Genomic DNA, 12645 nt, shown 5'->3' with positions numbered 1-12645 from the left:
CCGTGGGGCCGCTCATCGTGTCATCGGCAACGCCGCACCCATCGCCGCGAACATCCCCCCGCAGACCCGGTTGAAGTTGCGGCCCGCGCGTTCGAGCAGCGGGCGAATGCGGTGCGCCAGCAAGGCAAGCAGGTATTCGACGATGACCTCGATCGTCACGAAGACCACGGCCATGATCACAAGCTGGGTGGCGAGGTCGCGGGCGGGGTCGATGAACTGGGGCAGGAAGGCGCCGTAGAAGAGCAGGGCCTTCGGGTTGGACACCGCAGTCAGCAGGCCCTGGCGAAACATCGTGGCGCCGCGTGTCGCTTGTCGCGGCATCGGCACGCAACTGGATCGCCGGCGCGCGCCAGAGCTGGATGCCGAGCCAGATCAGGTAGGCGCCGCCGACGAACTTGAGAACGGTCAGCGCATGCGCCGACGCCTGGAGCAGCGCGCCGATGCCGAGCATCGACAACGCGATCAGCGCGACAAATCCAAGCGCCCCGCCGCCGACGGTGTACAGCGTTTTTCGATGGCCGTGCAGCGCGCCGTGGGTGAGCACGAGCAGGCTGTTCGGGCCAGGCGTGAGCGACAGGCCGGTGGCGGCGACGAGGTAGAGCAACCAGGTGTGGAGGGTCATGGGTGCATTGTCCGCAATCGGGGCGAAGCATGGAGCTCAGACCAGGTTCAGCGCGGTCTGGTACCTAGGCGGCATCCGGTTGCGGTGCATCCCCCGGCTGAGGCAGGTACGTCGGCATCGTGCCGCCGGAGGTCGCATCGCCCATGAACATCGCCGCATGGGCGCGGAAGAATGCCCCAAGCGCATCGGCCACCACGCGTATCCGCGGGGTATCGCGCGCCGCCTCGTGGTACACGACCCAGCCGGGGTTGACGGCCACGCGCTCGGCGAACACGCGCCGCAGGCCAGGTACAGCGTCGGCGATGAAGCACGGCAGCACGCCGATGCCGCCGCCGGCAGCAATGGCCTGGCAGGCGATCTCCAGGTTGTCCATGCGCGACAGCTTGCCTGCCGGGCCGCGGTAGCGTTCCATCCACTTCAACGGCACCACGTGGTGCATGTCCTCGGCGTAGAGCACCAGTTCATGCCCGGCCAGCTCGTCGAAGGTCGCGGGGTAGCCGCGTGCGGCCAGATAGGACTCGGCCGCATAGACGGACCAGCCGCAGTCGAAGACATGGCAAGCGACCAGGTCGGGCTCCTCGGGGCGGGCCATGCGCACGGCAATGTCGGCGTCGCCGCGTGCCAGGTCGACGCGCTGGAAGCCGCCGTCCAGTTCGACCCGCAGTTCCGGATGGGTCTCGCGCAGGGCGGGCAGCAGCAGGCGGATCAGCACCGGCACGAAGCCAGGCGAAACCGAGACGCGGACGTTGCCATCCACTTCGGCCTTGGCCGAGCGCACCGTGCGCAAGGCCTGCGTCAGGGTGGCTTCCATGGCCTGGCCGGCTTCGAGGAGGGTGCGGCCTTCGGCCGTGAAAGCGAACTCGCGTCCGCCGCGGATCAACAGCCTGGCGCCGACCGCTTCTTCGAGCGCGGCCAGGCGGCGGCTGATGGTGGAGTGGTCGACCTGCAGTTCGCGCGCGGCACCCGCCACCGAGCCCGCGCGGGCCAGTGCGAGCAGCACCTTGAAATCACTCCACTCAGGCGTCATGGGGCGGGCCCTTCGTGCAGGTGGTTGGCGGGCGGTCCGGAGGCCGGGCGCGACTGCCGATTTGTTGCGCCGCATTCTTGCACGCGGCGTTTGCAGCGGCGAGCATGGACAGCCGCGGCCGCAGCGCCTATCGTTCTTGCCGCGCACGGATGCCATATCGGCGCCCCATCCAACCATCGCGAGACACAAGCCATGAAGCTCTACTACCACCCGATCTCCACCACCAGCCGCCCCATCATGCTGTTCGCTGCGGAAGCCGGTATTCCGCTTGAGATGCAGGTGGTCGACATCTTCACCGGCGAGCACACGAAACTGCCCTACACGGGCCTCAACCCGAACAAGCTGATCCCCACGCTCGAAGATGGCGACTTCGTGCTGACCGAGAACTCGGCGATCCTCAAGTACCTGGCCGACAAGACCGATTCGCCGGCCTACCCGAAGGACTTGCAGAAGCGCGCCCGCGTCAACGAGCGCATGGACTGGGTCAACACGCAGTTGTGCATAGACCTGGTCTATGGCCTGGTCTACCCGCAGATCTTCGATACCCACAAGCGCCGAAGCGACGAAGCCCAGGCTGCGACGCTGGAGCGCGGGCGCGAGCGCGCGCAGGGCTGGCTGAAGGTGCTGGACGAGAACGTGCTGGGTGCGGGTAGCAAGTACCTGTGCGGCGACGCCATCACCATCGCCGACTACCACGCCGTGTCATACGTGGCACTGGCCGAGGTGATCGGCAGCGACCTGGCCGCCTTTCCCAACGTCCGGGCCTGGCTCGGCCGCATGAAGGCGCTCAAGAGCTGGGCACAGGTTTTCTCGGTGATCGATGGCTATGCGGCTTCGCTGAAGAGCAAGCCGATGATGGCCGTCTGAGAGTGCGCCTTCGTCAGTGCCTTCATCAACCAAGGAGTGACCCCCATGATCCGCAAGCTGCACCACAACGCCTACCGCTGCCGCGACTCGGAAGAGACGCGCGCGTTCTACGAGGATTTCCTGGGCCTGCCGCTGGTGACCACCCTGGAACTCGGGCGCACCAAGACCGGCCGCGAGACGCATGCGCTGCACACCTTCTACCGGCTGGACGACGGCTCGCACCTGGCCTTCTTCGAGGTCGACGACATGCCCTTCGAATTCAAGGCGCAGCATGATTTCGACCTGCACATCGCGCTGGAAGTCGGCGCCGAGGTCTTGCAGCCGATGATGGCCAAGGCCCGGGAAAAGGGCATGGAATGCCGGGGGCCATCGGACCACGGCGTCATCGACTCGATCTATTTCCGCGACCCGAACGGGTACGTGATCGAGCTGTGCGCCAAGCGGGCCAACCACGACGAGATGATGGACCCGGCGAAGAACGGCGCGCGCGAGATCCTGCAGCGCTGGACGGCAGCCAAGGCCGTTGCGCCGGCGTGACGAAAGGCTGGCTCTGCGCCGCGATCCGCACGGTGGCATGATCGCCGTGAAATTTGGAGCATCCCCATGATCGTCGAGCGCATCTGGACCGGCAACGCCTACCGCAACTACAACTACCTGATCGCCTGCCCCGAGACGGGCGAGGCGCTGGCCATCGACCCGCTGGACCACCAGAAGTGCCTGGCCGCGGCCAAGGACAAGGGCTGGGACATCACGCAGATCCTCAACACCCACGAGCACCATGACCACACCGGCGGCAACGAGGCCGTGGTCGCGGCGACGGGCGCCAAGGTGATCGCGCATCACCAGTCGGGCTCGCGAATCGCTGGCGTGGACCGTGGCGTGAAGGCCGGCGACATCATCAAGGTCGGCAAGACCGTCGAACTGGAATGCATGGACACGCCCGGCCACACCATGTGCCACATCTGCCTGCGCTCCCACACCGACCAGCCGGCGCTGTTCTCCGGCGACACCCTGTTCAACGCCGGCGCCGGCAACGTCCACAACGGCGGCAGCGCGGACAGCCTCTACACCACCTTCGTCGACCAGCTCGCGAAGCTGCCGGCCAACACGCGCGTGTATCCGGGCCACGACTACATCGAGAACAACCTGCGCTTCACGCTCGCCCGCGAACCCGACAACGCCGCTGCCAGGGCGCTGCTGCCGGAAGCGGCCGCACAAGACCCGGCGAAGGCCCGCGTGACCACGCTGCAGGAGGAGAAGGAGATCAACACCTTCTTGCGCCTGAGCAGTCCGAGCGTGATCGCCGTGCTGCGGGCGGAGTTTCCCGACCTGCCGGAGCAGCCGGACGCGAAGACGGTGTTCATCAAGCTGCGCGAACTGCGCAACAAGTGGTGAGCTGAAAAGAAGCACCCCCGATGCGCCTGCGGCGCGTCCCCCTCAAGGGCGCACCCGGCGGCCCGGCAAAGCCGGTTCCGCGGGGAGGTTCAACACCCCCCGATGCGCCTGCGGCGCCTCCCCCTCAAGCCCCTCAAGGGGGCGCACCCCGGCGGCCCGGCAAAACCGGGCCCGCGCGTGCCCACGAACAGACTTCGCAGTGCTGCTCACTCACATCGGAAATCCACGCCCGAATCGCCCGGCGCCTTGCGCAGGTTGACGGCGATCAACTGCTTTTTCTCGCAGTAGGTCGCAGCCCCGTTGTAGCTTGACGCACGCAGGTTGCCGTCACGCATCTGGATGACATCATTCGGCACCACGCCGCAGCCGGCGAGGGCGATTCCGAACACGAGGGCAGGGTACTTGAGGAGGCAGTTCATGAAGCCGGCAATGTCAGGCGGATACGGATGGGGGACCCGCATCGTACCGGACCGGCGTTGCGGGTGACTACTAAGGCCGCGACGGGAAGACGCCTTGCATGCAGATGCAGTAGATGGAACCGGGAACCGGCTCCTTGCCCTTCAGGTTGGGCAACCCGAAAGTCGTCATGCCATCGCCGCCGTACGTGGTCCCCACCAGCGAAAAGACCGCCGTGTACTGGCGGATCTGGACCAGTGACCCGTCGCACGACATCCAGTTCTGCGGGACGAAGTTGAAGGCGAAGAGCTGTATCGATCCCAGGATCGGGTCCATGGTGAGTCCTTTGTGGAGTGGCGGGGCATGCTACTGCCGGAGGTGGTTTTTCGGCGGACTGTTGCGGAGGCTTACAGATGCACCTGAACTCATGCGCCGCGCAGCCCCGAAGGCCTTGAAACAACTCGCGGCCCTCGGCTGCATTGCTTGCGTGGGGGCTCGTCGATCCGGTGATGTACCTGGTCCGCACCCGACCGGAACGCGGCCGGTCGGATCAGGCAGTCCTCCAGCTCCCTTGCCATCTCCGCATTGATCGCATTGCGTCGATCAGGCCTGCACATCGTCAGAACACGTATGTGCGGATCCAACGTCGCGAGCTGGATCGTCGACCACTTGCTGCCGTTCATGGCGAGTCTGTGCCCAGCACCATGACCATGTAGGCAGACATCACGAGTCCGCCCGCCTGCATCAGGCAGTTGCGCACGCCCGGCACCTGGCGGTCGCCGCAGTCGCCGCGCAACTGGCGCACCGATTCGATCATCAGTGGCATGCCGAACATGCCGCCGTGGTTGAAGGACAGGCCACCGCCCGAGGTGTTCATCGGGAACGCGCCGCCGGGCGCGATGCGTCCCCCTTGCACGAAGGCGCCGCTTTCACCGCGCCCGCAAAAGCCCAGCGCTTCCAGGCCGATCAGCACGCCGATGGTGAAGGCGTCGTAGATCTGCACCAGGTCGATGTCGGCGCGGCTCAGGTCGGCCCGCTCCAGCGCCAGGCGGCCCATCTCGGCGAGCACGCCGTTGTCGATCCAGTCGTCCATGCCGAAAGGCGTGCTGTGGTGGATGTAGCGCTCGGCAAAGCCCTGCACCAGCACCGGCTTGCGGGGCAGGTCGCGTGCGCGATCGGCCCGTACCAGCACCACGGCGCCGGCGCTGTCGGTGACCTGGCAGATGTCGAGCTTGCGCAGCGGGTCGGCGACCAGGGGCGAGGCCAGGTAGTCGTCCATCGTCAACGGCGTGCGGGCAATCGCATCCGGGTTGAGCTGCGCCCAGCGACGCGCCGCCAGCGCGACTTCGCCGAGGTCTTCCGCGCGCGTGCCGTGGCGGTGCATGTGCAGCCGCGCCTGCATCGCATAGAAACCGATGGGGCTCAGCATGCCGTAGGGCAGCACGAACTGCCCGCTGGGCATGCGCGCGTCCTGCGCGTGGCCGCCGCGCGCGCGGCTGCGGTCCAGGCGCTGCGTGCTGCCGTAGGTGATGAGCGCCACGTCGCACAGGCCCGCTTCCATCGCCGCCATCGCATGGGCGACGTGGGTCAGGTTCGACTGCCCACCGACGACGGTGCTGTCGACATAGCTCGGCGAGAGGCCCATGTACTCCGTCACCAGCAGCCCGGCGGCGCGGTCGTCCCAGTGCGCGAACACGCCGTCGACATCGGAGGGTTTCAGTCCGGCGTCCAGGATCGCCTGGCGCGCTGCTTCGCATTGCAGTGACAGCGCGGTATCGCCCGGCTGGGCCTTTCCCATGCCCGCCTCGCCGATGCCGGCGATGGCATAGCGCCCGCTCAAACTCTTGGGGTCCATTTCGCTCCCTTCAGGCGTGAGCCGCGGCGTCGGCCGTGAGCTTGGCGCGGACGTCCTTCTTCAACACCTTGCCCACCGGGCTGCGCGGCAGGGTGGGCCAGAACTCGATCTGCTTGGGTGTCTTCAGGCTGCCGAAGCGCTTCTTGCACATCTCGGTGATTTCCTCGGCCGTCGCGCTGCTGCCGGGCTTGAGCTCGATTACCGCGGTCAGGCGTTCGCCCCAGTCGGCGTCGGGGAGGCCGACCACGGCGCAGTCCTGCACCGCCGGGTGGCCCCAGATCACCTGCTCGATCTCGCTCGGGTAGATGTTGAAGCCGCCCGAGATGACCATGTCCTTCTTGCGGTCGACCACGTACAGGTAGCCGTTCTCGTCGAATACGCCGATGTCGCCGGTGTGGTGCCAGCCGAAGGCGCGTGCCGCCTCGGTGGCTTCGGGGTTGTTGTAGTAGCCGGGCGAGACCAGGTCGCCGCGCGCAACGATCTCGCCGCGCTCGCCGGTGGGCACGATGTTGCCGTCGTCGTCCATCAGCGCCACTTCGCAGGCACCGGACGGGCGGCCGGCGGAGGCCAGGTGCTTGTCGAGCTCGGGGTCGCCGTGCACGAAGTGGTCCTTGCGCGACAGGCAGGTGATGACGCCGGGCACTTCCGACTGGCCATAGCTCTGCATGAACACCGGGCCCCAGCGGGCGATGCCTTCGCGCAGCTTGTCGACCGACATCGGCGCCGCGCCGTACATCACGTACTCGAGCGAGGAGCAGTCGCGCGTGGCCACGTCGGGGTGCGCGAGCAGGCGGTAGATCATGGTGGGCGGCAGGAACATGTGCGTCACGCGCTCGCGCTCGATCGCCTCCAGGATCACCGCGGGGTCGGCCGAGGCCGCGATCACGTTGCGCGTGCCGAAGCGCGCCAGTGCGACCATGGTGGCGCCCGCGGCATGCGTCAGCGGCGCGACCACCAGGTGCACCGGGTCCTTCTTCGGCGGGGTGAACTGGTTGGCGATGCGATAGGCGGTCTCCAGCGAGCGGTGGCTCTGCATGATTGCCTTGGGGCGGCCGGTGGTGCCGCCGGACGACTTGATGAGCGCGACGTCGTCGGGTCCGCGGCGCACGTTCACCCGCTGGCCGGCAAAGTCGGCCAGCCACTGCGTGATGGAGGCGGCGCCGGGCTCCAGCGGCTCGGTCAGGCCGATGATGCGCTGGAGCGAGGGGATCTCCGCCTTCATGCGCTCCAGGTGCGGCGCATATTGCGAGTGGCAGACCAGTACCGCGATCTCGCAGAACTGGGCGAACCAAACGATGTCCTCGATCGGGTCGCGCGCATTGAGCGGCACGTACACCGCGCCGCTGCGCATCACGCCCAGCATGGCCGGCAGCACCATCGGGTGGTTGGGCGAGAGCACGGCCACGTGCGTGCCGGGCTTGACGTCGCGCACCAGCGCCGCGGCGACGGCGTGCGACGCGTCGGCCGCTTCGCGGTAGTTCATGTGCATGCCGCCGCCCTGCACGAAGATGCGGTCGGGAAACGCCGTGGCGCCGGCGTCGAAGGAATCGATGATCATGTTGTCTCCAGATATGTGAACTTGAGGGCCGCTGGGGCCTTCAGGCGGCCGGCGAATCGCCGCCCGTGAGGCGGAACATCGGCAGCGCGATCTCGTTGCCGACGGGTTCGAAGCACACCTCAACGGGTGCGTCGACGGCCAGGTGCCGGAAGTCCGAGCCGACGATGCCCGCGAGCATGCGAACGCCCTCGTCGAGCTCGATCATCCCGATCGCATAGGGAACGCGCGACTCGAATGCGGGATGCGCGGCGACGTGGCACACGGTGTAGGTGTAGACGCGTCCGTTGCCGCTGGCCTGCACCCACTCGATCTGCTCCGACAGGCAGGTGGTGCAGAAGCGGCGCGGGTAGAACTGGTGCCGGTTGCAGGCCGGACAGTACTGCACCTTGAGCCGGCCTTCGAGCGCCGACTGCCAGTAGTGCGTGGTCTCGGCGGTGGGAATGGGCTGGGGGGGCTGGATGGTTGGGTTCACAAGGTGCTCCTCGAATCGCTCTCTGACTCTGAATTGGCCACGGGTTCGTCCTCCGGTCAATTCGCGCTCAACGAGAAGCCGCCACCGGACACCTGCACATGCGACTTGCGTTTGCGCTGCGCCAGGCCGGACACGAGGTCGACGACCGGGTCGTTCAGGCTGTAGATGTCGCCTGTTCCGGTCGGCTTCAGCGCGTTGATCTTCTCGTCGCCATACATGTAGCGCAGCAGCAGTTCGTCGTCGCCGATGTTCTTGTAGCGCTGGCGCAGGCCCGGCAGAACCGGCTCGATGACCGGCGGCTTCAGCGCCACGTCCTTCGAGCCGTTGGCGATGACCTTGTCCTTCACGTTGCCCTCCACCGGCAGCGGCAGGTCGCCGAAATAGCCGCAGACGTACTTCTTGACTTCGTCGGGCACGACCTTGTAGCGCTCGCCGTTGAGCACGTTCATCACCGCCTGCGCGCCGACGATGGCCGGGTAGGGCGTGACCATGATGGGCGATCCCAACTCCACGCGCACGCGGCCGATCTCTTCCAGCACGGCCGGCATCCTGTCGGACATGCCAGCGAGCTTGAGCTGCGATTCCAGGTTGCTCATGGCGCCGCCCGCGTACTGCGTGATGTAGTGGCTGGGCTCGTATTCGGCCGGCACGCCGACCGGCTGGCTCTCGCGTTCGGCCAGCGCGCCGAAATAGTCGCCCACCTCGTCGAGCAGGCGGTCGTCGACGTTGACGTCGAAGCCGATCTCGCGCAGGTTGCGCGCGATCATCTGCGCGGCCGGCAGCGAGTTGCCGTTGGCGAGCGGGTCGACCGCCGTGAGCAGGCTGTCGGCGCCATGCACGGCCGCCTCGATGGCGAGCAGCGGGCCGAGGCCGGTCAGGCAGTGCGTGTTGAACTCCAGCCTGGCCCGGTCGCCGATCGCGGCCTTGATCGCCGGCACCAGCGTTCGCACGCGCTCGAGCGTCAGGATGCCCGCCGCGTCGCCGAGCGTCACCGTCTGCACGCCGAAGCGTTCGACGGCTTCGCGCGCCTTGCTCGCATACAGCGCGTCGTCGTAGCCGGGCGCGATGTTGTAGCCGAGCAGGTAGGTGACGTTGGCGCCGTGCCGCTTCGCCGCGGCGATGCTGGGGGCGAGGTTGTCGGAGCACATGAGCGCGTCGAAGATGCCGATTTCGCGCACGCCGTTGGCGATCTGACGTTCGACGAACAGTTCGGTGATGTCGTCGGCCACCGGGAAGAAGCCGCGCATCAGGTTGCTTCGGATGGCCGCGCGCAGGGGCGTGCGCGGCATGCGCTCGCGCAGCTGGCGGATGCGCTCGAACGGGTCCTGGTTCAGGAACAGCACGCTGGCATCGAACTGCACCAGGGCAATTGCCTGGATCGACAGGTAGCCCGCGCGGTCCATGCGCTCGGCGATCGGCAGCATCTGCTCGGTGCGCATGCGGGTGGCCCAGAGACATTGCTGGCCGTCGCGCAGGGTGTCGTCGGTGAGGTGGACGGTGCGGCGCTTGCCGGTGCGCGCGGTTTCCGCGGCGACGAGTTGTCTGAGATGTTCGAGCATGGCTTCAGTCCTTGGTGCCTTGAACTTCGATGGAAACGCCGGGGCCGCGCACGCCGAGCTGCGCGTAGCGCGAGGCACGTGCGGTGAGGGCGGCGAGGAGTGCATCCTCGGGCGTCGCGCCGAGATAGCGCAGGGCGTCGGACGATGCCGCCGCAGGCTGCGCCTGGGGTGCGACGCCGCAAACGTGCGCGAGCACGAGCTCGGCATCGGTGGCGCCGGGGGTTGCTGCGCGCAGCGTTGACAGCGCCGGCGCCGGCGTTGGCGGCAGCGCACCGACGCGCTTCATCAGCCTGTCGTCGACGGCGCCCGAGGCTGTGCCGTGCACTTGCTGCAAGGCGCTCCGCACGCCGGGCCGGAGCTCGGCGTAGCGGGGCATGCCCTGCAGATGCAGCAGCGCCTGTTCGGCAACGGGCTGCGCGAAGGGCGCGAGCATCGGCGGCGTGCCGATGTCGTTGCGCACACGCGCGCACTCGTTGGCGAAGGCGTGCAGCCGGTGCGACAAACCCGCTTCGGACAGGCGTTGCATGAACTGCGCGGCGACGTCGCCCGGCAATTGGTGGGCATACGGCGCGAGGTCGAAGACCCAGGCGCGACCCGACGCAAAGCCATGGCGGTCGGCGATTTCCGCGAGCAGCCGGTCGGCTTCGCGCACCGCATGCAGCCGCTGCTCGCTGGCCGGCGTTCCGATCTTCAGCAGTCGCAGCGACTTCAGCAAGGTGCCCAGCGCGGGCACCGAGGCGCCGTTGGCCAGCGGCGCAAAGGCGGTGTCCAGCCCGTCGACGCCGATGCGTACCGCTTCGAGGGCGATCATGGGCCCGAGCGCCGTCTGGCAGCGCAGGTGCAGATCGAGTGGGGTGGCGCCCAGGCCAACGCGCAGCGCCGGCAGCAGGGTTGCCAGGCGATCCGCCGTCAGCAAACCGGCTTCGTCGCGCAGCATGACGCGCGTTGCGCCTGCGGCCACGAGTGCGGCGGCCTGCGCCTGCAACGCTTCGTCGCCGTGCGTCGATCCGGACGCGCAGGGCAGTGCGGCGATGGCGGTCAGCCCGAGCGCCGTGGCCGCCTTCATCACCGGCGCGAGGCGCTGGATGTCCATCAACGGGTCGATCAGCACGACTTCGGTGAGGCCGCGCCGGGCGAGTTCGCCCAGCCACAGCGTGGCGACCTCGGTCGTGACCACGTCGGCGCCGCGCTTGCCGTGGGCGGTCAACAGCGAGAGCGATGCGCGCAGCGCGATACCGGCGCAGCGTTCGCGCAGCAGCTCGATGCGTTGCCACGGGTTTTCACCGCGAGCCACGCATTGCTGCATCGTGGCGCTGGAGACGACCTCGATGGCCGCGGGCTGGGCCGCCGCCAGCCGGGTGGCGACGGCCAGCGCCATCGGCGTCGTCATGGCGCCGGCCCAGCGCGCGCCCTGGCCGTCGGTCAGGCTGACGTCGGTGTATCGGATCGTGGATGCGCTCATGGCTGCTCCTGGGCGAGCGCCCGGGCCGCGGCCTTCTGTGCCGCCTTGCGCTGGGGCAGGAAGGTCTCCTCGACCCAGCGCGTGGTGACGTTGCCCTTGATGAAGTCCTCGTGCGCCAGCACCGAGTCATGGAACGGTGCGGTCGTGGACGGCCCTTCGACGCGCAGGCCGGCCAGTGCCTGGTGCATGCGCTGGATGGCCTGCTCGCGCGTGGCCGCATGCACGATCAGCTTGCCGAGCAGCGAATCGTAGTAAGGCGGCACGGTGTAGCCGGCATAGCAGTGCGAATCGACGCGGATGCCTTCGCCCGAGGGCACGTCCCACACCGAGATCAGCCCGGGACGCGGCAGGAAGTTGCGCTCCGGATCTTCGGCGTTGATGCGGCATTCGATAGCGTGGCCCTTCAATTGCACGTCGGCTTGGGTGAAGGACAGCGGCAGCCCGCCCGCCACGCGGATCTGCTCGGCCACCAGGTCGAAGCCGGTGATCATTTCCGTGACGGGATGCTCGACCTGGATGCGGGTGTTCATCTCGAGGAAGAAGTACTTGTTGTCGCGTTGGTCGACCACGAATTCGATGGTGCCGGCGCCGCAGTAGTCGGCATTGCGGGTGAGGCTCACCGCGCATTCGCCCATGGCCTGTCGCATGGCCGGATCGACGGCCGGGGAGGGCGCTTCCTCGATCAACTTCTGGTGGCGGCGCTGCGTGGAGCATTCGCGCTCGCCCAGATACACCACGTTGCCGTGCGAGTCGGCCATCACCTGGATCTCGATGTGGCGCGCGTGCTCGATGAACTTCTCCATGTAGAGCGTGTCGTCGCCAAAGGCGGACTTGGCTTCATTCGCTGCGGAACTCATCAGCGACTCGAGTTCGCTCTCGTCGCGCACGATGCGCATGCCGCGGCCCCCGCCGCCGGCGGTCGCCTTGATGAGCACCGGATAGCCGATCTCCGCGCCGGCGCGCTTTGCCTGCGCCACGTCGGCCAGCGCGCCCGTGCCCGGCACACGCGGCACGCCGGCCTTCTGCGCCAGGCCGACGGCGGTGATCTTGTCGCCCATGGCGTCGATCGAGTCCGCCGAGGGGCCGACGAACACCAGGCCCGCTTCCACGCAGGCGCGCACGAAGGAGGAGCGCTCCGACAGGAAACCATAGCCGGGATGCACCGCGTCGCAGCCGGTGCGCAGCGCCGCCTCGACGATCTTGTCGGCGCGCAAGTAGCTCTCGGCGGCCAGCGGCGGCCCGAGCACGACCACTTCGTCGGCCATCTTCGCGGCGAGTGTGTCGGTGTCGGCTTCGGAGACGCCGACCACGGCCTGGATGCCCAGCGTGCGGCAGGCGCGAATCACGCGCACGGCGATTTCGCCACGGTTGGCGACGAAGACGCGGCGGATGTCGCGCGTAGCGACGGGGATTGCGGCAGTCGTGTTCATGA

The 12645-nt window shown here is 67.9% G+C and carries 13 protein-coding genes and 1 pseudogene; 3 read left to right on the top strand and 11 right to left on the bottom strand.

Features of this window, described 5'->3' with window-relative positions:
• Nucleotides 1-12: 12 nt before the first annotated feature.
• Nucleotides 13-622: pseudogene (locus WKW80_RS04860) on the bottom strand (LysE family translocator).
• Between the two features lie 64 nt (nucleotides 623-686).
• Nucleotides 687-1649, bottom strand: coding sequence for a LysR family transcriptional regulator (locus WKW80_RS04855; protein WP_340362418.1), 963 nt, complete (start codon nucleotides 1647-1649; stop codon nucleotides 687-689).
• A gap of 192 nt (nucleotides 1650-1841) precedes the next feature.
• Between WKW80_RS04855 and WKW80_RS04850 the strand changes: the two genes are divergently transcribed.
• From WKW80_RS04850 to WKW80_RS04840, 3 genes are all read left to right on the top strand, one after another.
• Complete coding sequence (locus tag WKW80_RS04850) at nucleotides 1842-2516, top strand: glutathione S-transferase family protein (protein WP_340362417.1); 675 nt, start codon at nucleotides 1842-1844, stop codon at nucleotides 2514-2516.
• Between the two features lie 45 nt (nucleotides 2517-2561).
• On the top strand, nucleotides 2562-3053 hold the full coding sequence (locus tag WKW80_RS04845; RefSeq protein WP_340362416.1) for a VOC family protein: 492 nt from the start codon (nucleotides 2562-2564) through the stop codon (nucleotides 3051-3053).
• A 66-nt stretch (nucleotides 3054-3119) separates the two neighbouring features.
• Entirely contained in the window at nucleotides 3120-3911 is a 792-nt protein-coding gene (locus WKW80_RS04840; protein ID WP_340362415.1) for a hydroxyacylglutathione hydrolase, read from the top strand.
• Nucleotides 3912-4117: 206 nt separating this feature from the next.
• Here WKW80_RS04840 and WKW80_RS04835 read toward each other — a convergent pair whose 3' ends face one another.
• From WKW80_RS04835 to accC, 9 genes are all read right to left on the bottom strand, one after another.
• Complete coding sequence (locus tag WKW80_RS04835) at nucleotides 4118-4330, bottom strand: hypothetical protein (RefSeq protein ID WP_340362414.1); 213 nt, start codon at nucleotides 4328-4330, stop codon at nucleotides 4118-4120.
• A gap of 70 nt (nucleotides 4331-4400) precedes the next feature.
• On the bottom strand, nucleotides 4401-4643 hold the full coding sequence (locus tag WKW80_RS04830) for a phage tail protein (protein ID WP_340362413.1): 243 nt from the start codon (nucleotides 4641-4643) through the stop codon (nucleotides 4401-4403).
• Between the two features lie 89 nt (nucleotides 4644-4732).
• Nucleotides 4733-4990, bottom strand: coding sequence for a hypothetical protein (locus tag WKW80_RS04825; RefSeq protein WP_340362412.1), 258 nt, complete (start codon nucleotides 4988-4990; stop codon nucleotides 4733-4735).
• Nucleotides 4987-6162: an acetyl-CoA acetyltransferase gene (locus WKW80_RS04820; protein WP_340362411.1), complete on the bottom strand. Its 1176-nt coding sequence runs from the start codon at nucleotides 6160-6162 to the stop codon at nucleotides 4987-4989. The genes WKW80_RS04825 and WKW80_RS04820 overlap by 4 nt, the downstream gene beginning before the upstream one ends.
• Nucleotides 6163-6172: 10 nt before the next feature.
• Nucleotides 6173-7720 carry an AMP-binding protein gene (locus tag WKW80_RS04815; RefSeq protein ID WP_340362410.1) on the bottom strand — a complete coding sequence of 516 codons (1548 nt, stop codon included), beginning with the start codon at nucleotides 7718-7720 and terminating at the stop codon, nucleotides 6173-6175.
• Between the two features lie 40 nt (nucleotides 7721-7760).
• A complete protein-coding gene (locus WKW80_RS04810; protein ID WP_340362409.1) occupies nucleotides 7761-8192 on the bottom strand; it encodes a Zn-ribbon domain-containing OB-fold protein in 432 nt (143 codons plus the stop codon).
• A gap of 56 nt (nucleotides 8193-8248) precedes the next feature.
• Complete coding sequence (locus WKW80_RS04805; RefSeq protein WP_340362408.1) at nucleotides 8249-9751, bottom strand: carboxylase; 1503 nt, start codon at nucleotides 9749-9751, stop codon at nucleotides 8249-8251.
• 4 nt (nucleotides 9752-9755) lie between these two features.
• Nucleotides 9756-11213, bottom strand: a complete 1458-nt coding sequence (locus tag WKW80_RS04800) for an acetyl-CoA carboxylase biotin carboxylase subunit family protein (RefSeq protein ID WP_340362407.1) — start codon at nucleotides 11211-11213, stop codon at nucleotides 9756-9758.
• The gene (gene accC / locus WKW80_RS04795; protein ID WP_340362406.1) at nucleotides 11210-12643 is read right to left on the bottom strand and encodes an acetyl-CoA carboxylase biotin carboxylase subunit; all 1434 of its coding nucleotides are present in this window, start codon (nucleotides 12641-12643) and stop codon (nucleotides 11210-11212) included. Before accC ends, WKW80_RS04800 begins: the two co-directional genes overlap by 4 nt.
• Nucleotides 12644-12645: the final 2 nt, after the last annotated feature.

Source organism: Variovorax humicola, assembly GCF_037889915.1.
Lineage (GTDB): Bacteria > Pseudomonadota > Gammaproteobacteria > Burkholderiales > Burkholderiaceae_C > Variovorax > Variovorax humicola.
The sequence above is the reverse complement of the archived record's forward strand: the minus strand, read 5'-3'. Positions and strand labels throughout refer to the sequence as shown.

Excerpts from the sequence above, each read along its gene's own strand:
- WKW80_RS04855 (WP_340362418.1), bottom strand. The coding sequence starts at position 1,649 with ATGACGCCTGAGTGGAGTGATTTCAAGGTGCTGCTCGCACTGGCCCGC.
- WKW80_RS04805 (WP_340362408.1), bottom strand. The coding sequence starts at position 9,751 with ATGCTCGAACATCTCAGACAACTCGTCGCCGCGGAAACCGCGCGCACC.
- WKW80_RS04800 (WP_340362407.1), bottom strand. The coding sequence starts at position 11,213 with ATGAGCGCATCCACGATCCGATACACCGACGTCAGCCTGACCGACGGC.
- WKW80_RS04850 (WP_340362417.1), top strand. The coding sequence starts at position 1,842 with ATGAAGCTCTACTACCACCCGATCTCCACCACCAGCCGCCCCATCATG.
- WKW80_RS04830 (WP_340362413.1), bottom strand. The coding sequence starts at position 4,643 with ATGGACCCGATCCTGGGATCGATACAGCTCTTCGCCTTCAACTTCGTC.
- accC (WP_340362406.1), bottom strand. The coding sequence starts at position 12,643 with ATGAACACGACTGCCGCAATCCCCGTCGCTACGCGCGACATCCGCCGC.
- WKW80_RS04815 (WP_340362410.1), bottom strand. The coding sequence starts at position 7,720 with ATGATCATCGATTCCTTCGACGCCGGCGCCACGGCGTTTCCCGACCGC.
- WKW80_RS04835 (WP_340362414.1), bottom strand. The coding sequence starts at position 4,330 with ATGAACTGCCTCCTCAAGTACCCTGCCCTCGTGTTCGGAATCGCCCTC.
- WKW80_RS04840 (WP_340362415.1), top strand. The coding sequence starts at position 3,120 with ATGATCGTCGAGCGCATCTGGACCGGCAACGCCTACCGCAACTACAAC.
- WKW80_RS04820 (WP_340362411.1), bottom strand. The coding sequence starts at position 6,162 with ATGGACCCCAAGAGTTTGAGCGGGCGCTATGCCATCGCCGGCATCGGC.
- WKW80_RS04845 (WP_340362416.1), top strand. The coding sequence starts at position 2,562 with ATGATCCGCAAGCTGCACCACAACGCCTACCGCTGCCGCGACTCGGAA.
- WKW80_RS04825 (WP_340362412.1), bottom strand. The coding sequence starts at position 4,990 with ATGAACGGCAGCAAGTGGTCGACGATCCAGCTCGCGACGTTGGATCCG.